This is a genomic window from Actinomadura miaoliensis, from assembly GCF_039536785.1.
Classification (GTDB): domain Bacteria; phylum Actinomycetota; class Actinomycetes; order Streptosporangiales; family Streptosporangiaceae; genus Spirillospora; species Spirillospora miaoliensis.
In genome coordinates this window covers 887,627-912,312 of the sequence record NZ_BAAAZG010000001.1, presented here as the reverse complement: position 1 = coordinate 912,312, position 24,686 = coordinate 887,627, and the positions used below count along the sequence as shown (strand labels likewise).

The following is a 24,686-nucleotide window of genomic DNA, read 5'->3' as shown; positions in this document are numbered from 1 at the left end:
CTTCTACTTTTTGGGGGATTGCCAGTCCGCTGGGCGGGCTGGTTGACTGTGGGCCCGCTACTCGGCGGTAGACGAGGTCGGAGGGCGGACCCCCATCCGGGCCGGCGAAGTGGCGGTCGCGCGCACCCGTCCGTGAATCCGGACCGCGACCGCGGCGGCGCGCTCGGTGCACGGGGCGCCGGGCGGTACTCGGGGAAAGGGGACGGGGAAACAGCCCGAAGTTCGGTGATCACTCTTCGCGAAAATCGAATCCCCCGCGACCGGGAAAGCATTTGCCTTGATGTCCTCCATTGAGTATGTGCCCCTTTCGGCGGCGCAACGCGCGGTCTGGTACGCCCAGCAGCTGGCGCCCCGGACGCCGATTCACATCGCGCAGTACATCGAGATCGAGGGCCCGGTCGACCACGAATTGCTCGACCGCGTGGCGCGGATCGCCGCGCACGAGGTCGAGGCGATGCATGTGCGCCTGGTCGAACGCGACGGGGAGCCCTGCCAGATTCTCGACCCGGCCCCCTCGGCGGCGATTCCGCTCGTGGACCTGAGCGGGGAGGCGGACCCGCGCGCCGCCGCCCGCGCGTGGATGCGCGCCCGCCTGGCCGAGCCGCTGCCGCTGGACGCCGACCGGCTGTACGTGACCGCGCTGCTGCGGCTGGCGCCCGGCCTGCACTGGTGGTTCATCCGCGCCCACCACGTCATCCAGGACGCCTACTGCGGCTCGATCATCAGCCGCCGCGCCGCCGAGATCTACACGCGGCTGGCCCGCGGCGAGGAGTACGAGCCCGCCCCGCGCGGCTCGTACCGGGAGGTGCTGGCGGAGGAGGCCGCCTACCGCGAGTCCGAGCGCTTCCAGCGGGACCGCGCCTACTGGACGGAACGGTTCGCCGACCGTCCCCTCGCGGTCGGCCTGAGCGACGGCCTGGCCGAGCCGACCGCCGACTACCTCAGCCGCGTCGCCGCGCTGTCACCGGAGGAGACGGCCGCGCTGGCGGCCGGCGCGCGGCGGCTGCGCACCGCCTCGCCCGCGCTGGCGATCGCCGCGACCGCCGCGTACGTCGCGCGGATGACCGGCACCGACGACGTGATCCTGGGCATGGCGGTCACCGGCCGCGCGTCCCGGCTGGCGCTGGACACGCCCGCGATGCTGGCCACGATCCTGCCGCTGCGGGTGACCGTCCGGCCGGACATGACCGTCGAGGAGCTGGTGCGCACCACCGCCCGGGCCGCCGCCCGGCTGCTGCGCCACCAGCGCTACCGGCGCGAGGACCTGCTGCGCGACCTGCGGCTGCTCGGTGAGCGGCGCCGCCTGCACGGGCCGGTCATCAACATCATGGCCTTCGACTACCGGCTGGACTTCGCGGGCCTGCCCGCACGGATGCACCCCATCACCACCGGGCCGATCGACGACCTGTCGATCAACATCTACGACAACTTCGACGGCGCCGGCATGCGCGTCGACTTCGACGCGCACCCCGCCCTCTACACGCCCGAGGAGGTCGCCGCCCACCAGGAGCGGTACCTGCGGCTGCTGCGGGCGCTGGGCGATGTCGATCCGGCCACGCGGCTGGGCGACGTGGAGATCCTGGACGCCGCCGAACGCGCCCTGGTGCTCAAGGAGTGGAACGACACGGCCATGCCGGTGCCGCCGGCCGCCGTGCCGGAACTGGTGGAGGCCCAGGCCGCCCGCACGCCCGACGCGCCCGCCGTCACGCATGCCGGGACGACGCTGACGTATGCGGAGCTGAACGCGCGGGCCAACCGGCTGGCCCGTCATCTGATCGGGCAGGGGGTCGGCCCGGAGGATCGGGTCGGGCTGGCGTTGCCGCGTGACGCGGATCTGGTGGTGGCGGCGCTGGCGGTGCTCAAGGCCGGGGCCGCGTACCTGCCGATCGACCCCGCCTATCCGGCGGACCGTATCGCGTTCATGCTGGACGACGCCGCCCCCGCCTGCGTCATCACCACGAGCACGACGAGGCTGCCCGAGGGCGGACGGCGGGTGCGGCTGGACGCGCTGGACCTCGCCGTGCACTCCGCCGCCGACGTCACCGACGCCGACCGGGTGCGTCCGCTGCGTCCCGGCAACGCCGCCTACGTCATCTACACCTCCGGCTCCACGGGACGGCCCAAGGGCGTCGTGGTGTCCCACGCCAACGCCGTCGACTTCTGTGCGTGGGCGGCACGCGACTTCGGCGCCGAGCGGCTGCGCCGCGTGCTGTTCTCCACGTCGCTGAACTTCGACGTGTCGGTGTTCGAATGGCTGGCGCCGCTCACGGTCGGCGGCCATGTCGAGGTGGTGCGGGACCTGCTGGAGGTCGCCGAACGCGGCGGCTGGCACGGATCGCTGGTCAGCGGCGTCCCGTCGGCGATGTCGGCGCTGCTCGGCGCGGGCCGCCCGGACCTGTCGGCGTCGGACGTGGTGCTGGCGGGCGAGGCGCTGCCGCCCCGGCTGGTGCGCGAGCTGCGGGAACTGCTGCCGGACGCGCGGATCTCCAACATCTACGGCCCGACCGAGGCCACCGTCTACGTCACCGCCTGGTACGACGACGGCAACGCCGAGGGCATGGCGCCGATCGGCCGTCCCCTCGCCAACACCCGCGCCTATGTGCTGGACGCGGCGCTTCGCCCGGTCCCCGTGGGCGCCCCCGGGGAGCTGTACCTGGCGGGCGACGGCCTGGCCCGCGGCTACCTCGACCGTCCGGCGCTCACCGCGCAGCGGTTCGTGGCGTGCCCGTTCGGCCCGCGCGGCGAGCGCATGTACCGCACCGGCGACCTGGTGCGCTGGACCCGCTCCGGCGACATCGAATACCTGGGCCGGGCCGACCACCAGGTGAAGGTGCGCGGGTTCCGCATCGAGCCCGGCGAGATCGAGACCGCCCTCACCGGCCACCCCGACGTGGCGCAGAGCGTCGTCGTCGCCCGCACCGACGCCGCCGGGGACACGACCCTGCTCGCCTACGTCGTCCCGGCCCCGGGAAGGACCGCCGATCCGGCGGCGCTGCGGGCGTTCGCCGGTGAGACACTGCCCGACTACATGGTCCCGGCGGCGGTCGTCGTGCTGGACGAGCTGCCGCTCAACCCGAACGGCAAGCTCGACCGCGCCGCCCTGCCCGCCCCCGGCTTCGCCGCGTCCCCCGAAAGCCGCGCCCCCCGTGACGCCCGCGAGCAGACCCTGTGCGGCATCTTCGCCGACGTGCTCGGCGTGGAACGGGTCGGCATCGACGACGACTTCTTCGACCTGGGAGGCGACTCCCTCAAGGCCACCCGCGTGGCCGCCCGCGCCCGCGCCGCGCTCGGCTGCGACCTGGCCGTCCGCGCGGTGTTCGAGGCGCCCACCGTCGCCGCCCTGGCCGCGCGCCTCGACGCGTCCGGCGGGCGGCGCCCCGCGCTGACGGCCGGGAGGAGGCCCGACCCCCTCCCCGTGTCGTACGCGCAGCGGCGGCTGTGGTTCATCAACGACCTGGACGGCGGCTCGGCCGTCTACAACATCCCGATCCCGCTGCGGCTCACCGGCAGGCTCGACCTGGACGCGGTGCGCGCCGCGATGGACGACATGCTGGCCCGCCACGAGGCCCTGCGCACCGTGTTCACCGAGATCGGCGGCGAGCCGCACCAGCGGATCCTGCGCTACCCCGACGAGGTCGACCCGGTGCTGACGGTCGCCGACCTGGCCGCCGCCACCGACGCCGAACGCCGCCGGGAGATCCTGGCCGCCGCCACCCGCGGCTTCGACCTGACCCGCGACCTGCCCGTCCGCGCGCACGTGTTCCGCCTCGGCCGCCGCGACGACGGCGACGAGCACCTGCTGCTGATCGTGCTGCACCACGTCGCCGGAGACGGCTGGTCGATGGAGCCGCTGGCCACCGACCTGATCACCGCGTACGCGGCGCGCGCCGAGGGCCGGGCGCCGGTGTGGGAGCCGCTGCCCGTCCAGTACGCCGACTACGCGCTGTGGCAGCGCGCCCTGCTCGGCTCCGAGGACGACCCGGGCAGCCTGGCCGCACGGCAGCTCGCCTACTGGAAACAGGCCCTGGCCGGGCTGCCCGACCAGCTCGAACTGCCCACCGACCGGCCCCGCCCCGCACGGGCGTCCCACCGGGGCGCGCAGGTGCCGTTCACGCTGCCCGCCGGCCTGCACGCCGCGCTCGCCGACCTGGCCCGCGAACACCGCGCCAGCCTGTTCATGGTGCTGCAGGCGGCGCTGGCGGGGCTGTTCACCCGGCTCGGCGCGGGCACCGACATCCCGATCGGCTCGCCGGTCGCGGGCCGCACCGACCGGGCGCTGGACGGGCTGGTCGGCGTGTTCGTCAACACCCTCGTCCTGCGCACCGACACCTCCGGCGACCCCGCGTTCACCGAGCTGCTGGCGCGGGTGCGTGACACGGATCTGGCGGCGTTCGCCCACCAGGACGTGCCGTTCGAACGCCTCGTGGAGGTGCTGAACCCGCGCCGTTCCCTGGCCCGGCACCCGCTGTTCCAGGTCATGATCTCGATGCAGACCGACCCGTCGGCGCGGGTGGAGCTGCCGGGACTGACGGTCGCGCTGGAGCCGGTCGACACGGGCGTGTCCCGCTTCGACCTGGCGCTGCTGGTGGACGAGCGCCGCGACGCCGCGGGCAACCCCGCCGGGATCGACTGCCGCCTCGAATACGCCGTCGACCTGTTCGACGCCGGCACCGCCCGGTCGATGGCCGTCCGCCTGGAACGGCTGCTCGCCGCCGTCGCCGCCGACCCCGGCCGGCGGCTCGGCGCGGTCGACCTGCTGGAGGAGACCGAACGCCACCGCCTGTTCGGCGAGTGGAACGACACCGCGCTGCCCGTCCCGGACGCCCTGGCACCCGAGCTGGTGGAGGCGCAGGCCGCCCGCACGCCCGACGCGCCCGCCGTCACCCATGGTGGGACGACGCTGACGTATGCGGAGCTGAACGCGCGGGCCAACCGGCTGGCCCGTCATCTGATCGGGCGGGGCGTCGGCCCGGAGGATCGGGTCGCGCTCGCGTTGCCGCGTGACACGGATCTGGTGGTGGCGGCGCTGGCGGTGCTCAAGACCGGGGCCGCCTACCTGCCGATCGACCCCGCCTATCCGGCGGACCGCATCGCGTTCATGCTGGACGACGCGGCCCCGGCCTGCGTCCTGACGACCCGGGGCATCGCGCTGCCGGACGGCGCGCCGCGCGTCGAGCTGGACGCGCTGCCGCTGCCGGAGCACCCCGCCGGTAACGTCACCGACGCCGACCGGGTGCGTCCGCTGCGGCCGGGCCACGCCGCGTACGTGATCTACACGTCCGGGTCCACCGGCCGCCCCAAGGGCGTCGTCGTCTCGCACGCCGGCCTGGCCGACTTCTGCGCGGGCGGCGCGGCGTTCTACGGCGCCGGCCGGCTGCACCGCGTGCTGTTCTCCACGTCGCTGAACTTCGACGTGTCGGTGTTCGAATGGCTCGTCCCGCTCACCGTGGGCGGCCACGTCGAGGTGGTGCGGGACCTGCTGGAGGTCGCCGAACGCGGCGGCTGGGAGGGCACGCTGGTCAGCGGCGTCCCGTCCGCTTTGGCGGTGCTGCTGGCCCGCGACGGCCTGCGGCTGCGCGTCGACGACCTGGCGTTCGGCGGCGAGGCGCTGCCGCCGCAGCTGCTGCGGGACGCCCGCGAGCGCGTGCCCGGCGCGCGCCTGTCCAACATCTACGGGCCCACCGAGGCGACCGTGTTCGTCACCGGCTGGTTCGACGACGGCGACGACGGCGGCGTCGCCCCGATCGGCCGCCCCATGGCCAACACCCGCGCCTACGTGCTGGACGCGGCGCTGCGGCCGGTGCCGGTCGGCGTGCCCGGCGAGCTGTACGTCGCCGGAGACGGCCTGGCCCGCGGCTACCTGGGCCGCCCGTCGCTCACCGCCGAACGGTTCGTGGCCTGCCCGTTCGGCCCGCCCGGCGCCCGCATGTACCGCACCGGCGACCTGGTGCGCTGGACCCGCTCCGGCGACATCGAATACCTGGGCCGGGCCGACCACCAGGTGAAGGTGCGCGGGTTCCGCATCGAGCCCGGCGAGATCGAGACCGCCCTCACCGGCCACCCCGACGTGGCGCAGAGCGTCGTCGTTGCCCGTACCGACGCCGCCGGGGACACCGTCCTGGCCGCCTACGTCGTCCCTACGCCGGGCGCCACCCCGGACACGGCGGCGCTCCGGGCGTTCGTCGCGAGGACGCTGCCCGACTACATGGTCCCGTCGGCGGTCGTCGTGCTGGACGCGATGCCGCTCACTCCCAACGGCAAGCTCGACCGGGCCGCCCTGCCCGCCCCCGACCTCGCCGCCGCCTCCGCCGGGGGACGCGCCCCGCGCGACGCCCGCGAGGAGATCCTGTCCGGCATCGTCGCCGACGTGCTCGGCCTGGAACGGGTCGGCGTGGACGACGGGTTCTTCGACCTGGGCGGCGACTCGCTGAAGGCCACCCGCGTCGTCGCCCGCGCCCGCGCCGCCCTCGGCGTGGAGCTGCCCGTCCGGGCCCTGTTCGAGACCCCCACCGTCGCCGGGCTCGCCGAACGCGCCGCGTCCGGCGCGCGGGCCGAACGCCCGCCGCTGCGGCCCGTGCCCGCCGAGCGCCGCCCCGACCCGCTGCCCGTCTCCCACGCGCAGGAACGCCTGTGGTTCCTCAACCGCCTGGAGGGACCGACCGCCACCTACAACATGCCGATCCCGCTGCGGCTGACCGGCGCGCTGGACTACGCGGCCATGCGCGCCGCGCTGCGCGACGTCGTGGCCCGGCACGAGTCGCTGCGCACCGTCTTCGGCGACCACGACGGCCGCGCCCATCAGCGCGTCCTGGACGACGCCGACCCGCCGCTGGAGATCACCGACATCGCGCCCGGCGGCGACCTGCGCGGCGCGTTGTTCACGGACGCCACGCGCGGCTTCGACCTGTCCCGCGACCTGCCGGTCCGCGCCCACCTGTACCGGCTCGGCGAGCACGAGCACGTGCTGCTGATCGTGCTGCACCACATCGCCGGGGACGGCTGGTCCATGGCGCCGCTCGCCCGCGACGTCATCACCGCCTACCTGGCCCGCCGCGACGGGCACGCCCCCGGCTGGGAGCCCTTGCCCGTCCAGTACGCCGACTACGCGCTGTGGCACCGCGACCTGCTCGGCTCCGAGGACGACCCCGGCAGCCCGGCCGCACGGCAGATCGCGTTCTGGCGCAAGGCGCTGGCGGGCCTGCCCGACGAGATCGACCTGCCCGCCGACCGGCCCCGCCCCGACCGCGCCTCCTACCGGGGCGGCCAGCTCACCTTCGACGTGCCGGAACGGCTGTACGAGGCGCTCACCGCCCTGGCCCGCCGCCACCACGTCAGCGTCTTCATGGTGCTGCAGGCCGCGCTCGCCGGGATGCTCACCCGGCTCGGCGCGGGCACCGACATCCCGATCGGCTCGCCGGTCGCGGGCCGCACCGACCACGGCATGGACGATCTCGTCGGCGTGTTCGTCAACACCCTCGTCCTGCGCACCGACACCTCCGGCGACCCCGCCTTCGCCGAACTGCTGGCGCGGGTGCGCGAGACGGACCTGGCGGCGTTCGCCCACCAGGACGTGCCGTTCGAACGCCTCGTGGAAGTGCTGAACCCGCGCCGCTCCCTGGCCCGGCACCCGCTGTTCCAGGTCATGCTCACGTTGCAGAACAACCCCCAGGCGTCGACGGACCTGCCGGGCCTGCGGGTGGCCGTGGAACCGGTGGACGCCGCGGTCGCCAAGTTCGACCTGGAGTTCCTCCTGGAACGGGCCCGGGACGGCCGCGGCGGCCTGACCGGGACCGTCGAGTACGCCCTCGACCTGTTCGACCGCGCCACCGCCGAACGCCTCGCCGCCTGGTACGTCGACGTCCTGGAGGCCGTCGCCGCCGACCCCGAGGTCACGATCGGCGCCCTGCGGCTGCCCGGCGCCGACGACGTCCGCCGCCCCGCCGCCGCGGCCCCGGTGAAGAGGCTCGTCGCGTACGTCGTCCCCGCCCCGGGCCAGACGGTCGACATCGAGGAACTGCGCGCCCACGTGCGCGAGCACCTGCCCGAGGCGATGGTGCCGTCCGCCGTCGTCGTGCTGGACGAGCTGCCCCTCACGCCCAACGGCAAGGTCGACACCAAGGCTCTGCCGCACCCCGAGCCGTCGGCGGTGCCGGCCACGGCGCCCTACCGCGCGCCGCGCGACGCCCGCGAGGAGACCGTCGCCGCCATCGTCGCCGACCTGCTCGGCGTCGCCCGCGTCGGCGTCGACGACGACTTCTTCGAGCTGGGCGGCAACTCGCTGATCGCGATGCGGGTCGTCAGCCGCGTCCGCCGCGCCCTCGGCGTCGAACTGCCCGTGCGCGCCCTGTTCGAGGCGCCCACCGTCGCCGGGCTGTGCGCCCTGCTCGGCACCGCCCACGAGACGGGACGTCCGCCGCTGGAACGACGGGACCGGCCGGACGTGATCCCGCTGTCATACGCGCAGCGGCGCCTGTGGTTCCTCAACCGCTTCGAAGGCCCGTCCGCCACCTACAACATTCCCCTGGCGCTGCGCATCCGCGGCGCCCTCGACCACGACGCGCTGCGCGTCGCCCTCGGCGACGTGGTGACCAGGCACGAGTCGCTGCGCACGATCCTGCCCGACAGCGGCGGCGTACCGCGCCAGCTCGTCCTCGACCCGGCCGCCGCCCGGCCCGAACTGCGCGTCACCGACACCACCGACGCCGAACTGCCGGTCCACCTGGCCGCCGCCGCCGGACACCCCTTCGACATCTCCGCCGAGCCGCCGCTGCGCGCCCACCTGTTCCGCCTCGCGCCGGACGAGCACGTTGCGCTGCTGGTGCTGCACCACATCGCCGGTGACGGCTGGTCGCTGGCTCCGCTGGCGCGTGATGTGATCACGGCGTATGCGGCGCGGGTGGAGGGTCGTGCGCCGGGTTGGTCGGGGTTGCCGGTGCAGTATGCGGATTACGCGTTGTGGCAGCGGGAGTTGTTCGGTTCGGAGGATGATCCGGGGAGTTTGATCTCGCGGCAGATCGCGTTCTGGCGTGAGGCGTTGGCGGGGGCGCCGGAGGAGCTGGCGTTGCCGGCTGATCGGCCGCGTCCGGTCGAGGCGTCCTACCGGGGCGGCACGATCCCCTTCCGGCTCTCCGCCGGCCTGCACGAGTCGCTGCTGCGGGTCGCCCGGGAGACCGGCGCCAGCCCCTTCATGGTCGCCCAAGCCGCCTTCGCCGCGTTGCTGACGCGTCTGGGCGCCGGGACCGACATCCCGATCGGCTCGCCCGTCGCCGGTCGGACGGACGACGCCTTGGACGATCTGGTCGGCATGTTCGTCAACATGCTGGTCTTCCGCACCGACACTTCGGGTGACCCGTCGTTCCGTGACCTGGTCGCGCGGGTGCGGGAGACGGACCTGGCCGCCTACGCCCACCAGGACGTGCCGTTCGAACGCCTGGTGGAGGTGCTCAACCCGCCGCGTCACCTGGGCCGCCACCCGCTGTTCCAGGTCGGCCTGACGTTCCAGAACAACCCCGAGGCCCGGCTCGAAGCACCCGGCTTCAGCGCGGAACCCGAACCGCTGCACGCCGGAGTGTCCCGCTTCGACCTGCTGATGATCCTCACCGAACGGCTGGACGCCTCCGGCCGCCCCGGCGGGCTCGACGGTGAACTCGAATACGCCCTCGACCTCTACGACCCGCCGACCGTCGAACGCCTCGCCGCCCGCTTCGAACGCTTCCTCACCGCCCTGCTCGCCGACCCCGACACCCCGATCAGCGCGATCGACGTCGTGGACCCGGCCGAACGGCGCGTCCTGCTCGAAGAGTGGGCCGGCGGGACCGTCGCCGCGCCGGTGGACGAGCCGACGATCGTCGAGCTGTTCGAGGCGCAGGTCGCCGCTCGTCCGGATGCGGTGGCGGTGACGTGTGAGGGCGCGTCTCTGACGTACGCGGAGTTGAATGCTCGCGCCAACCGTCTGGCGCGTCGTCTGGTGGCGCAGGGGGTTGGTCCGGAGCAGTTCGTGGCGTTGCGGTTGCCGCGTTCGGTGGATCTGGTGGTGGCGATTCTGGGGGTGTTGAAGGCGGGGGCGGCGTATGTGCCGATCGACCCGGACTACCCGGCCGACCGCATCGCCTACATGCTCGGCGACGCCCGCCCAGTGCTCACCCTCGGACCGGATGACGTGGACGCCCCCGGCTACGAGGACACGAACCCCAACGTCCCGCTGTCACCGGACCACCCGGCGTATGTCATCTACACGTCCGGTTCGACGGGCCGCCCTAAGGGCGTGGTCGTCCCACATCGCAATGTGGTGCGTCTGCTGCGGTCGACGGAGTGTTGGTTCGATTTCGGTCCGGATGATGTGTGGACGTTGTTCCACTCCTATGCCTTCGACTTCACGGTGTGGGAGTTGTGGGGGGCTCTCGCCTACGGGGGCCGTTTGGTCGTCGTGCCGTACCTGACGTCGCGGTCTCCCGAGGACTTTTTGAGGCTGCTGGCGGCGGAGAAGGTCACGGTGTTGAGCCAGACTCCGTCGGCGTTCTACCAGCTGATGGCCGCTGATCGGGAGGCGCCCGGTACGGATCTGGCGTTGCGTTATGTGGTGTTCGGCGGTGAGGCGCTGGAGCCAGGGCGGCTGGAGGACTGGTATTCGCGGCACGCGGACGACGCTCCGGTGCTGGTGAACATGTACGGGATCACCGAGACGACCGTGCACGTCACCTACCAGGCTCTCGACCGGGCGTATGCGGCGACGGCTGCGGGCAGTGTGATCGGTACCGGGATTCCTGACCTGCGGGTCTATGTCCTGGACGAGAAGCTGCGTCTGGTCCCGCCGGGTGTGGTGGGGGAGTTGTACGTCGCCGGGGCGGGGTTGGCACGCGGCTATCTGCACCGACCAGCGCTGACCGCCGAACGGTTCGTCCCTGATCCGTACGGCGCTCCGGGCACGCGCATGTACCGCACCGGAGACCTGGCGCGGTGGCTGAGCGATGGGCGGCTGGAATACCTGGGGCGTTCCGATCAGCAGGTGCAGTTGCGCGGGTTCCGGATCGAGCTGGGCGAGGTCGAGGCGGTGCTGGCGCGGCATGAGGCGGTCGCGGACGTCGCGGTGGTCGTCCGTGACGATCGTCTGATCGCCTACGTCGTCGCCTCCGGCGACATCGACCCCTCGGAGCTGCGCGGGTTCGTCGGGACACAACTGCCCGGGTACATGGTCCCGGCGGCCGTGGTGAAGCTCGACGCGCTGCCGCTGACGGTCAACGGCAAGCTCGACCGAACGGCGCTGCCCGATCCCGACTTCTCCGTGCGCGTGTCATCGCGGACGCCTCGTACGGCCGAGGAGGAAGTGCTCGCCGGGTTGTTCGCCGAGGTGCTCGGCCTGGAACGGGTCGGCGTGGATGACGGGTTCTTCGATCTGGGCGGCGATTCCATCATCGCGATCCAGTTGGTGTCGCGGGCCCGTCAGGCCGGATTGGTGATCTCGCCTCGGGAGGTGTTCCAGCACCAGACCGTCGAGGAACTCGCCGCCATCGCCAAACCCCTCGCCGACGCCGACGCCGTCGAAGCGGAACCGCCCGGGACGGGCATCGGGCCGGTGCCCGTCACGCCGATCATGGCGTGGCTGCGTGACCGGGTGGGCGGCGACGCCTCCCTGATCGGCGGGTTCCATCAGTCCATGCTGCTGCGCACCCCCGCCGACCTGGGGCTCGACAGGCTGACGGCCGCGTGGCAGGCGGTCCTCGACCACCACGACATGCTCCGGCTCCGCCTGGACGTGGACGACAACGGGGCCGGTGCCGGGGAATGGCGGCCCGTCGTCCGGCCGGTCGGGGACGTGCGCGCCGACGACCACGTGACCCGGGTGGACGTGGCCGGGCTGGACGCCGACAAGCTCGCCGCCGTCATCACCGAGCAGGCCCTCGCGGCCCGCGACCGGCTCGACCCGCGAGCCGGGGCGGTCGCGCGGCTGGTGTGGTTCGACGCGGGCACGGCGCAGGGGAGGCTCCTGGTCATGCTGCACCACCTCGTCGTCGACGGGGTGTCGTGGCGCGTCCTGCTGCCGGACCTGGTCACCGCGTGGGCCGGCGGCGCGCTGGAGCCCGTCGGGACGTCGTTCCGGCGCTGGGCGCAGCGGCTCACCGCCGCCGCGTCCGACCCGGCCCGCGCCGGCGAGCTGGACACCTGGCTCGACATCGTGGACGGCCCCGACCAGCGCATCGCCGACCGTGCTCTCGACCCGCGCGTGGACATCGCGGCACGGGCCCGGTCGCTGACGCTCGGCCTGCCCGCCGACGTCACGGCGCCGCTGCTGACCGACGTGCCCGCCGCGTTCCACGGCCGCGTCAACGACGTGCTGCTCACCGGGCTGGCCCTGGCCGCCGTCCAGCACCGGCGGCGGCGCGGCGGACGCGGCACGAGCGTCCTGGTCGACCTCGAAGGGCACGGCCGCGAGGACGTCATCCCCGGGGTGGACGTCACCCGGACGGTCGGCTGGTTCACCTCGATCCACCCGGTCCGCCTGGACCCGGGGACGGTCGAGCCGGGCGAGATCCGCGCGGGCGGCCCGGCCCTCGGCACCGCGTTGAAGAAGGTGAAGGAGCAGCTCCGCGAGATCCCCGACAACGGCATCGGCTACGGCCTGCTGCGCCACCTCGACCCGGCGGCCGCCGAGGAGCTGGCCGCCCTGCCGCCCGCGCAGCTCGCGTTCAACTACCTGGGCCGCGTCGCCCCGGGCGACGGCGGCGCCGACTGGAGCCTGGCACCGGAGGAGACGCCCCCGGGCGAGGACCCGCGCATGCCGATGGCGCACGTCCTGGAGATCAACGCGATCACCCGTGACCTGCCCGGAGGGCCCGAGCTGAGCGCCACCTGGACCTGGCCGGACGGCCTGCTCGGCGAGGACGACGTGCGCGAGCTGGCCGAGGCGTGGTTCGCCGCGCTGCGCGGCCTGGCCGCCCACGTCACCGCCGGGCCGGCCGGCGGGTTCACCCCGTCCGACCTGCTGGTGGACCTCGACCAGGGGGAGATCGACAAGCTCCAGGACGCGTGGAGGAAGCAGCAGTGACCCGGTCCGATCTCGAGGACATCCTGCCTCTGGCGCCGCTGCAGCAGGGGTTCTTCTTCCACGCGCTCCACGACGCCGAGGCCGCAGCGGGCACCGGCGGCGTGGACGTCTACACCGCCCAGCTCGTCCTGGACCTGGAGGGCCCACTGGACGCGGCCGTGTTGCGCGCGGCCGCGGGGACGCTCCTGCGCCGCCACCCCAACCTGCGCGCCGCGTTCTGGCACGAGGACCTGAGCCGCCCGGTCCAGGTGATCCCGCGCCACGTCGAGACGCCCTGGGAGGAACTCGACCTCGGCGGCGCCGCCGACCCCGACGCCGAGGCCGCCGCGGTCGCCGAACGCGAACGGGCCCGCCCGTTCGACCTGGCCGACCCGCCGCTGCTCCGGTTCGTCCTGCTCAGGCTCGGGCCGCTGCGGCACCGGCTGGTCCTCACCAACCACCACATCCTGCTGGACGGCTGGTCGATGCCGCTGCTGGCCACCGAGCTGTTCGCGTTGTACGCGGCGGGCGGGCGGGACACCGGCCTGCCGCGCCCCGCCCCCTACAAGAGCTATCTGGCCTGGCTCGCCGGGCGGGACCGGGCCGCCGCCGCGGACGCCTGGCGGGCCGCCCTGACCGGCGTCGACGGGCCGACCCTGGTGGCGCCCGAGGCGGCCGGACGTCCCGCGACGATGCCGCGGCGCGCCGAGATCGAACTGGACGAGGCGCTGACCAGGAAGCTCACCCGGCTGTCGCGCAGGCACGGCGTCACGCTCGGCACGGCGCTGCAGGGCGCCTGGGGCCTGCTCGTCGCCCACCTCACCGGCCGCGACGACGTGGTGTTCGGCGCGGCCGTCTCGGGGCGTCCCGCCGAGCTGCCGGACGTCGAGTCCATGATCGGGCTGTTCGTCAACACCGTGCCGGTGCGGGTGCGGGCCCGGCCGGGGGACTCGTTCGCGGCGGTCCTCGAACGGATCCAGGATGAGCAGGTCGAACTGCTGGCCCACCATCACCTCGGCCTCACCGACATCCAGCGCGCGGCCGGGCAGGCGGCGGTCTTCGACACCGTCACGGTGCTGGAGAACTTCCCGTTCGACCCGTCCGCCACCGGCGCGGCGATCAACGGCGTGCGGGTGACCGGTGTCGACTCCCACGACGCCACGCACTACCCGCTCTCCCTCGCCGCCGTCCCCGGCCCCCGGCTCACCCTGCGCCTGTACTACCGTCCCGACCTGTACGAACGCCAGGACGCCGACCGGCTGCTCGGCCGGCTGCGGCGGCTCATCGAGACGTTCGCCGCCGACCCCGGCGGGCCCGTCGGGCGGGCCGACCTGCTCACCGGGGACGAGCGCCACCGGATCCTCACCGCGTGGAACGACACCGCGGACACCGTCCCGGACGCCACGATCACCGACCTGTTCGAGGCGCAGGCGGCCCGGCGGCCCGACGCCCCCGCCGTCCTCGACGGGGACACCGTCCTCACCTACGGCGAGCTCGACGCGGCGGCGAACCGGCTCGCCCGCGTGCTGACCGCCCGTGGCGCCGGTCCCGAAGAGATCGTGGCGGTGGCGCTGCCCCGCTCGGCCGACCTGATCACGGCGACCCTCGCCGCGGGCAAGGCCGGGGCCGCCTTCCTGCCCGTGGACCCCGAGTACCCGCCGGAACGCATCGCCCACATGCTCGGTGACGCGCGCCCGATCCTGACGATCAGCACGTCGCGGTACGCGGACCGGCTGCCCGAGGCCGACCGGCTGCTGCTGGACGAGCCCGCCACCGCCGCGCTGATCGACGCCCAGGACCCGGGCGGACCACGCGGGCGCACGGCGCCGCCGCGGCCCGACCACCCGGCCTACGTGATCTACACCTCCGGGTCGACCGGCCGCCCCAAGGGCGTGGTCGTCACCCACGCGGGCATCGCGAGCCTGGCCCGCGCGCAGATCGACGGAATGGCGGTCGGGCCCGACGCCCGCGTCCTGCAACTCGCGTCGCCCGGCTTCGACGCCTCGGTGTTCGAACGGCTGGCCGCGATCGGCTCCGGCGCCGCCATGGTGGTCGCCCCGGCGGACGTGTACGGCGGTGAACGCCTGCGCGACCTGATCCGCGAGCGGGCGGTCACCCACGCGGTCATCACGCCCTCGGCCCTGGCCACCGTGCCGTCCGAGGACCTCGGCGGGCTGCGGACCGTGCTGGTCGCCGGTGAGGCGTGCCCGCCCGACCTGGTCGGCCGCTGGGCGCCGGACCGCCGGATGGTCAACGGCTACGGCCCCACCGAGACGACCGTGTGCGCCACGATGAGCGGGCCGCTGCCGGACGGGGCGGTCCCGTCGATCGGCGCGCCGATCCGCAACACCCGCGCCTACGTCCTGGACGGCGCGCTCCGGCCGGTGCCGCCCGGAATCCCCGGAGAACTCTATGTCGCGGGCCCGATCCTGGCCCGGGGGTACCTGGGGCGGCCCGCGCTGACCGCCGAACGCTTCGTCGCCTGCCCCTACGGCCCGCCGGGGGAGCGGATGTACCGCACGGGCGACCTCGTGCGGTGGCGTGACGACGGCACGCTGGACTACCTGGGCCGGGTCGACCACCAGGTGAAGATCCGGGGGATCCGGATCGAACTCGGCGAGATCGAGGCCGTGCTGTCGGCGCACGAGACGGTGGCGCGGGCCGTGGCGGCGGTCCGCGACGGGCGCCTCGTCGGCTACGTCGTCCCCGCCCCCGGCACGGCCATCGACGAGGCGGAACTGCGCCGTTTCGCGGGCCGCTCGCTGCCGGACCACGCCGTTCCCGCCGTGGTGGTGGCGCTGGACGAACTGCCGCAGACCCCGAACGGCAAGCTGGACCGTGCCGCCCTGCCCGCGCCCGAAGCGCGGGCCGAGGCCGGCCGCGCCCCCCGCACCCCGCGCGAGGAGATCCTCTGCGGCCTGTACGCGGAGGTTCTCGGGCTGGAACGGGTCGGGGCGGACGACGACTTCTTCCTGCTGGGCGGTGACTCGCTGACCGCCGTCCGCCTGGCCGGCCGGGTCCGGTCCGCGCTCGGCGTCGAGCTGCCGCTGCGCGCGCTGTTCGAGGCGCCGACGGCGGCCGCGCTGGCCGGGCGCCTGGACGAGGCGCAGGGACGGGTCCGGCCCCCGCTCGTCCGGCGGGACCGCCCGGACGTGATCCCGCTGTCGTACGCGCAGCGGCGCCTGTGGTTCCTCAACCGCTTCGAAGGCGCCCGCTCGGCGACGTTCAACATCCCGGTCGCGCTGCGGCTCACCGGCCGCGTCGACCACGACGCGCTGCGCGCCGCCCTCGGCGACGTGGTGGCCCGGCACGAGCCGCTGCGCACGATCTTCCCGGACGCCTCGGGCACACCGCGCCAGCACATCCTCGACCCGGCGACCGCGCGGCCCCGCCTCCCCGTCGTCGAGACCGACGAGGCGCACCTGCCGGCCGCCCTCGCCGACGCCGCCGGACAGGGCTTCGACCTGTCGGTCGAGCCGCCGCTGCGCGTCCGGTTGTTCGCCCTGGACGACGACACGCACGTCCTGCTGCTGGTGCTGCACCACATCGCCGGTGACGGCTGGTCGATGGCTCCGCTGGCGCGTGATGTGATCACGGCGTATGCGGCGCGGGTGGAGGGGTGTGCGCCGGGGTGGTCGGGGTTGCCGGTGCAGTATGCGGATTATGCGTTGTGGCAGCGGGAGTTGTTCGGTTCGGAGGATGATCCGGGGAGTTTGATCTCGCGGCAGATCGCGTTCTGGCGTGAGGCGTTGGCGGGGGCGCCGGAGGAGTTGGCGTTGCCGGGTGATCGGCCGCGTCCGGCCGAGGCGTCCTACCGGGGCGGGACGATCCCCTTCCGGCTCGACGCCGACCTGCACGCCGGGCTGGTGGCCCTGGCCCGTCAGAGCGGCGCCAGCCTCTTCATGGTGATGCAGGCCGCGTACGCCGCGTTGCTGACGCGTCTGGGCGCCGGGACCGACATCCCGATCGGGTCGCCCATCGCCGGTCGGACCGACGACGCCCTGGACGATCTGGTCGGCATGTTCGTCAACATGCTCGTCCTGCGGACCGACACTTCGGGTGACCCGTCGTTCCGTGACCTGGTGGCGCGGGTGCGGGAGACGGATCTGGCCGCCTACGCCCACCAGGACGTGCCGTTCGAACGCCTGGTGGAGGTGCTCAACCCGTCCCGGTCGATGGCACGGCACCCCCTGTTCCAGGTCGTCCTGTCGTTCCAGAACAACCCGGAGGCCCGTCTCGACCTGGACGGTCTCACCGCCGCCGCCGAACCGCTCCCGTCCGGCGTGGCCAAATACGATCTGTCTCTCTACCTGGAAGAACGCGACGGCCATCTCGAAGGCGGCCTGGAGTACGCCGTCGACCTGTTCGACCGGTCCACCGCCGAACTGCTCGTCGCCCGCTTCGAACGCCTGCTCCGCCAGGTCGTCGCCACGCCGGACGCCCCCATCAGCGCCGCCGACATCCTCGCCCCCGGCGAACGCGACGCACTGCTGGGCGAATGGGCCGGCGGCACCACCACCGGACGGACGGAATGCTCGACGATCGTCGAATTGTTCGAGGCGCAGGTCGCCGCTCGTCCGGATGCGGTGGCGGTGACGTGTGAGGGCGCGTCTCTGACGTACGCGGATTTGAATGCTCGTGCCAACCGTCTGGCGCGTCGTCTGGTGGAGCAGGGGGTTGGGCCGGAGCAGTTCGTGGCGTTGCGGTTGCCGCGTTCCGTGGACCTGGTCGTCGCGATCCTGGGGGTGCTCAAGGCGGGGGCGGCGTATGTGCCGATCGACCCGGACTACCCGGCCGACCGCATCGCCTACATGCTCGCGGACGCCGATCCGGTCGTGACCCTGCGCCCCGAGGACGTGGACGCCCCTGGCTACGACGAGTCCAACCTGGCGAGGGACATCTCCCCAGATCACCCGGCGTATGTCATCTATACGTCCGGTTCGACGGGCCGTCCTAAGGGCGTGGTCGTCCCACACCAGAACGTGGTGCGTCTGCTGCGGTCGACGGAGTGTTGGTTCGACTTCGGTCCGGATGATGTGTGGACGTTGTTCCACTCCTATGCCTTCGACTTCACGGTGTGGGAGTTGTGGGGTGCGTTGGCGTATGGCGGTCGTCTGGTTGTCGTGCCGTACCTGACGTCGCGCTCGCCGGATGACTTTTTGAGGCTGCTGGCGGCGGAGAAGGTCACGGTGTTGAGCCAGACTCCGTCGGCGTTCTACCAGCTGATGGCCGCCGATCGGGAGAACCCGGGCGTCGACCTGGCGCTGCGGTATGTGGTGTTCGGCGGTGAGGCGCTGGAGCCGGGGCGGCTGGAGGACTGGTACTCGCGGCACGCGGACGATGCTCCGGTGCTGGTGAACATGTACGGGATCACCGAGACGACCGTGCACGTCACCCACCAGCCGCTGGATCGCGTCCAAGCGGCGACCGCTCCGGGGAGCCTGATCGGTACCGGGATCCCTGACCTGCGGATATATGTCCTGGACGAGAAGTTGCGGCCCGTGCCCCCGGGGGTGGTGGGGGAGTTGTACGTCGCCGGGGCCGGGTTGGCGCGCGGCTATCTGCACCGATCGGCGCTGACCGCCGAACGGTTCGTCGCCGACCCCTACGGCCCGTCCGGCACGCGCATGTACCGCACCGGAGACTTGGCGCGGTGGCTGAGCGATGGGCGGCTGGAGTACCTGGGGCGTTCCGATCAGCAGGTGCAGTTGCGCGGGTTCCGTATCGAGTTGGGCGAGGTCGAGGCGGTGCTGGCGCGGCATGAGGGGGTCGCGGATGTCGCGGTGGTCGTTCGTGACGATCGTCTGATCGCCTACGTCGTCGCGTCCGGCGACATCGACCCCTCGGAACTGAGGCGCTTCACCGGGTCCCAGGTGCCGGAGTACATGGTCCCGGCGGCCGTGGTGAAGCTCGACGCGCTGCCGCTGACCGTCAACGGCAAGCTCGACCGCACCGCCCTCCCTGACCCCGAGTTCTCCGTGCGTGTGTCGTCGCGGACGCCTCGTACGGCCGAGGAGGAAGTGCTCGCCGGGTTGTTCGCCGAGGTCCTCGGCCTGGAACGGGTCGGCGTCGATGACGGGTTCTTCGACCTGGGCGGCGATTCGATCATCGCGATCCAGTTGGTGTCGCGGGCCCGCCAGGCCGGGTTGGTGATCTCGCCTCGGGAGGTGTTCCAGCACCAGACCGTTGAGGAACTCGCCGCCATCGCCAAACCCCTCGCCGACGGAGGGGCGACCGAGACCGAGCCCCCGGGCACCGGACTGGGGGTCGTGCCCGCGACCCCCATCATGCGCTGGTTCCAGGAACTGACCGGCCCCACCGACGACTACAGCCAGCGGACGCTGCTCCAAGTGCCTCCGGGCCTCGCCGTGGACGCCCTGGTCGGCGCCCTCCAAAAGGTCCTGGACCACCACGACATGCTGCGGCTGCGCGTCGACCGCGCCGAACCGCACTGGGAGTTCGAGGTCGCGGAGCCCGGCACGGTGGACGCCGCCGCACTCGTCCGCCGCGTGGACGTGTCCGACGTCCGCGACCTGCATGCCGTCCTCGCCGAGGAGGCCGCCACGGCCCGCGCCGGTCTCGACCCCGAAGCCGGGATCATGACCCGGCTGGTGTGGTTCGACGCCGGGCCCGCACGGTCCGGACGGCTGCTGGTGACCGTCCACCACCTGGCCGTGGACGCGGTGTCCTGGCCGATCCTGCTGCTCGACCTGGTGACCGCCCTGACCGGCGGCGGTGACTTCGACCCCGTCGGCACGTCCTACCGCCGCTGGGCGCAACGCCTGGTCGCCGAGGCGGCCGAACCCGCCCGCACCGCCGAACTGCCGCTGTGGACCGACATCCTCGCCACACCCGACCCGGCGCTCGGGGACCGCCCCCTCGACCCGGCCGCCGACACGTTCGGCACGGCCCGGCACCTCACCGTGGACCTGCCCGCCGACGTCACCGCGCCGCTGCTGACCGACGTGCCCGCCGCGTTCCACGGCCGCGTCAACGACGTGCTGCTCACCGCGCTCGCCCTCGCCGTCGCCGGATGGCGGCGCGACCGCGGCCGCGCCGACGACACCGCCGTCCTGGTCGACCTGGAGGGACACGGCCGCGAGGAGATCATTCCCGGGGCGGACCTCACCCGGACGGTCGGATGGTTCACCTCGATCCATCCGGTGCGCCTGGACCCGGGGACGGTCGAGCCGGGCGAGATCCGCGCGGGCGGCCCGGCCCTCGGCACCGCGTTGAAGAAGGTCAAGGAGCAGCTCCGCGAGATCCCCGACAACGGCATCGGCTACGGCCTGCTGCGCCACCTCAACCCGTTCACCGCCGGACGGCTCGCCGCGCACCCCGCCCCGCAGATCGCGTTCAACTACTTCGGCCGCTCGCCCCTGCCGGAGGCGACCGACTGGGCGCCCGCCGCCCGCGAGGAGACCGACGCGCTCGGCGCCGGCCAGCATCCGCGCCTCGGCCTGGTCCACGCGATCGAGGTGAACGCGCAGACCCGTGACCTGCCCGAAGGTCCCGAGCTGAGCGCCACCTGGACGTGGGCGGGCGGCCTGTTCGGCGAGGACGAGATCGCCGACCTCGCCGGCCGCTGGCACGCGGCCCTGCGCGGGCTGGTCGCGCACGTGGTCAACGGCGCGGCGCACGGCCCGGTCGGCGGGTTCACCCCGTCCGACCTGCCGCTGGTGTCGGTGAGCCAGGAGGAGATCGACGAGCTGGCCGCCGAGCTGGACGCGGAGGACGAGGCATGGGATCCGGAGTGAAGTCGCAGCTCGAAGACATCTGGCCGCTGTCGCCGTTGCAGCAGGGGCTGTTCTTCCACGCGCGGTACGACTCCGGCCGGGGCGACGTCTACACGGCGCAGATCGTGTTCGACATGGTCGGGCCGCTGGACACCGGCGCGTTGCGGGCGGCCGCCGAGGCGTTGCTGCGGCGGCACGCCAACCTGCGGGCCGGGTTCCGGCAGCGCAAGGACGGCAGCGCCGTGCAGATCGTGCACCGGCGGGTGCGGCTGCCCTGGGCGGAGGCCGACGTGTCCGACCTGCCGCGGGAGCGGCGCGAGGACGAGGCCCGGGTGCTCGCCGAGGCCGAACGCGCCCGACCGTTCGACCTGGCCAGGCCGCCACTCCTGCGGTTCCTGCTGATCAAGCTCGCCGCCGACCGCCACAGGATGGTGTTCACCAACCACCACATCCTGCTGGACGGCTGGTCCACCCCGGTGCTGCAGACCGAGTTGTTCGCGCTGTACCTGGCCAAGGGCGACGACACGGGCATGCCCCGCGTCGCCCCGTACAAGAACTACCTGGCCTGGCTCGCCCAGCAGGACCGTGGCGCGGCCGAGGACGCGTGGCGGCGTTCGCTCGACGGACTGGACGAACCCACGCTCGTCGCCCCGCACGCGGGCGACGCCCCCGAGGCCGCGCCCCCCGACAGGGTGCGGCGCCTGTTGTCCGAAGACCTCACCGCCGCGTTGTCCGCGCGCGCCCGCGCGCACGGCGTCACCCTCAGCACCGTGCTGCACCTCGCGTGGGGCGTGCTGCTGGCGCGTCTGACGGGCCGTACGGATGTGGTGTTCGGCGCGGCGGTGTCCGGTCGTCCCCCCGAACTACCGGGGGTGGAGCAGATGATCGGGCTGTTCATCAACACGCTGCCCATCCGCGTGCGGGTCCGCCCGGGCGACACCGTGGCCGAGGCCCTCACCCGCCTGCAGCGCGAGCAGGCCGACCTGATGGCCCACCATCACCTGGGGCTGACCGACATCCAGCGCCTCACCGGCATCGGGTCCCTGTTCGACACCATGACGGTGCTGGAGAACTACCCGTTCGACCCGGACACGGCGGGCACCGACCTGAGCGGGCTCTCCCTGCGGGGCGTGGACGGCTACGACGCCAGCCACTACCCGCTCACCCTCGCCGCCGTGCCGGGACGGCGCCTGTCCCTGAGGCTCGACTACCGCACCGACCTCTACACCGCCCACGACGCCACCCGCGTCATGGAGCGGCTCCTGCGCGTCCTGGAGGCGATCGCCCACCGGCCCGGCACGCCCCTGGCGCGCATCGACGTTCTCGACGACGCCGAACGCGCCCTCGTCCTGCGCGACTGGCAGGGCACGGCAACCGGACGCACCCGGCAGACCGTCACCGGGCGGTTCGCGCGTCGTACGGCCGAACACCCGGACGCCGTCGCCGTGCGTTCGGCGGCGGGGGAGTCGCTCACCTACGCCGAGCTGGACGCCCGCGCCAACCGGCTCGCCCACCGCCTGGCGGGGCTGGGCGTGCGCCGGGAGACGCGGGTGGCGGTGCTGCTCGAACGGTCCGCCGATGTGATCGTGGCGAGCCTGGCGGTGCTGAAGGCGGGCGGCGTGTACGCGCCGATCCATCACGGGTATCCGCGTGACCGCATGGCCTGGGCGGTCGAGGAGGTCGACGCGCCCGTCCTGCTCGTCAACACGCCCATGAAGGACCGCGTGGCCGGACTGGACGTCCGCGCCCGCGTCCTCGTCGTCGACGACGATCCGGAGCTGGCCGCGCAACCCGGCACCGACCCCGGTGTGCCCGCCCACCCCGAACAGCTGGCGTGCGTGCTGTTCACCTCCGGCTCCACAGGCGTCCCCAAGGGCGTCATGCTGCGGCACCGCGACGTCGTGGACCTGGCCGCCGACGCCTGGCTGCGCGGCCCCGCGCACGAACGCGTGCTCGTGCATTCCCCGCACGCCTTCGACGCGTCCATCTACGAGATGTTCACGCCGCTGCTGAACGGCGGCACCAGCGTCGTCGCCCCGCCCGGACGCCTCGACAGCGACACGCTGGAACGGCTCGTCGCCGCCGAGGACGTCACCGCGCTGTTCCTCACCACCACCCTGTTCAACCTGGTCGCCGAGGAACGGCCGCACGCCTTCGCGCGCCTGCGCCAGGTGCTGACGGGAGGCGAGGCGGGGTCGCCGGCGGCGATGCGCAAGGTCCTCGCGGCGTGCCCGGACACCGAGGTCGGCCACGTGTACGGGCCCACCGAGGCCACCACCTACACCACGGTCGCCGGCATGCGCGACGCCCTCGCCGACCCGGACGAGACCGCAGCGGTGCTGGGGCGGCCCATGGACGACACGCGCGTGTACGTGCTGGACGCCGGCCTCCGCCCGGTGCCGCCCGGCGTCCCGGGCGAGGCGTACATCGCCGGCGCCGGGGTCGGCCGCGGCTACCTCCACCGGCCCGCCCTCACCGCCGAACGCTTCGTCGCCGACCCGTTCGGCGCCCCCGGCGACCGCATGTACCGCACCGGCGACCTGGTGCGGTGGCGCGAGGACGGCACCCTCGAATACCTCGACCGGGTCGACTTCCAGGTCAAGGTGCGCGGGTTCCGCATCGAACCCGGCGAGATCGAAACGGCCCTCGCCGCCCACCCCGCCGTCGCCAACGTCGCCGTCGTCGCCCGGCAGGACGCCCACGGCGTGAAACGCCTCGTCGCCTACGTCGTGCCCAAGGGCGGCGACGCCGACGCGGCCGAGCTGCGGCGGCACACGGCCGCGCGGGTGCCCGAGTACATGGTCCCGTCGGCGTTCGTCCTGCTGGACACCCTGCCCACCAACCCCAACGGCAAGCTGGACCGCGACGCGCTGCCCGCACCCGGCTACGACGTCGCCGCCGGGGGACGCGCCCCCGCCACCCCCGACGAGGAACGGCTGTGCGAGGTGTTCGCCCAGGTGCTCGGCCTGGAGCGGGTCGGCGCCGACGTCAGCTTCTTCGACCTCGGCGGCGACAGCATCACCGCGCTCAAGCTCGTCACCCGCGCCCGGGAGGCCGGGGTCGAGCTGACGCCCCGGGACGTGTTCACCCACCAGACCGTCGAGGCGCTCACCCGCCACCTCGCCGACGACACCGGACGGCTCGGGTTCGAGGTGCTGCTGCCGATCCGCACCACCGGGACGCGGCCGCCGGTGTTCTTCGTCCACCCTGCCGGCGGCCTGGCCTGGGGCTACCTGCAGTTCTCCCGCCACCTTGGCCCCGACCAGCCCGTCTACGGCCTGCAGGCGCGCGCGTTCACCCAGGCGGAACTGCCCGGGTCGGTGGAGGAGATGGCCGCGGACTACCTCGAACAGATCCGCGCCGTGCAGCCGTCCGGGCCGTACCACCTGTGCGGCTGGTCGCTGGGCGGGCTGGTCGCCTACGAGATGGCCTGCCGTCTGCAGGCGGTGGGGGAGCGGGTCGCCCTGCTCGCCCTGATGGACGCCTACCACGGCCAGGACCTGGACTCCGAACGTCGCGAGGTCCTCCCGGAACTGCTGGAGGCCATCGGCGTGGACGCGCGCATGGTCGCCCCCGACGGCCACCCCGACATCGAGCAGATCATGGCGCTGCTGGCCGAACGCGGCGACGCGCTCGCCACGCTCGGCGAGGACGACCTGGTCAACGTCTACCGCAACTACGAGAACGGGGTGCGGCAGGCCGAGGCGTACCGGCCGGGACACTTCCGCGGCGACCTGGTGTTCTTCACCGCCCGCAGGGGACGCGCCGCCGGGGCGCCGACCGCCGCCGCCACCTGGGGGCCGCTGGTCGACGGCCGCGTCCACGACCATCCCGTCGACGCCGAGCACCACGAACTGCTGGGACCCGGTCCGGTCGCCGAGATGGGCGCCGTGCTGGCCGCCCGCCTCGCCGCCACCTCACAACGCTAA

At 73.6% G+C, this 24,686-nt stretch carries 3 protein-coding genes; all 3 read left to right on the top strand.

Annotated features, from left to right (window positions below; translation table 11 throughout):
• Positions 1-280: 280 nt before the first annotated feature.
• From ABD811_RS04115 to ABD811_RS04105, 3 genes are read left to right on the top strand one after another with little or no spacing between them, the layout of a single operon-like run.
• A complete protein-coding gene (locus ABD811_RS04115; protein WP_344940885.1) occupies positions 281-13,042 on the top strand; it encodes an amino acid adenylation domain-containing protein in 12,762 nt (4,253 codons plus the stop codon).
• A complete protein-coding gene (locus ABD811_RS04110) occupies positions 13,039-20,778 on the top strand; it encodes an amino acid adenylation domain-containing protein (protein ID WP_344940882.1) in 7,740 nt (2,579 codons plus the stop codon). Before ABD811_RS04115 ends, ABD811_RS04110 begins: the two co-directional genes overlap by 4 nt.
• Positions 20,763-24,686, top strand: coding sequence for an amino acid adenylation domain-containing protein (locus ABD811_RS04105; protein ID WP_344940879.1), 3,924 nt, complete (start codon positions 20,763-20,765; stop codon positions 24,684-24,686). The genes ABD811_RS04110 and ABD811_RS04105 overlap by 16 nt, the downstream gene beginning before the upstream one ends.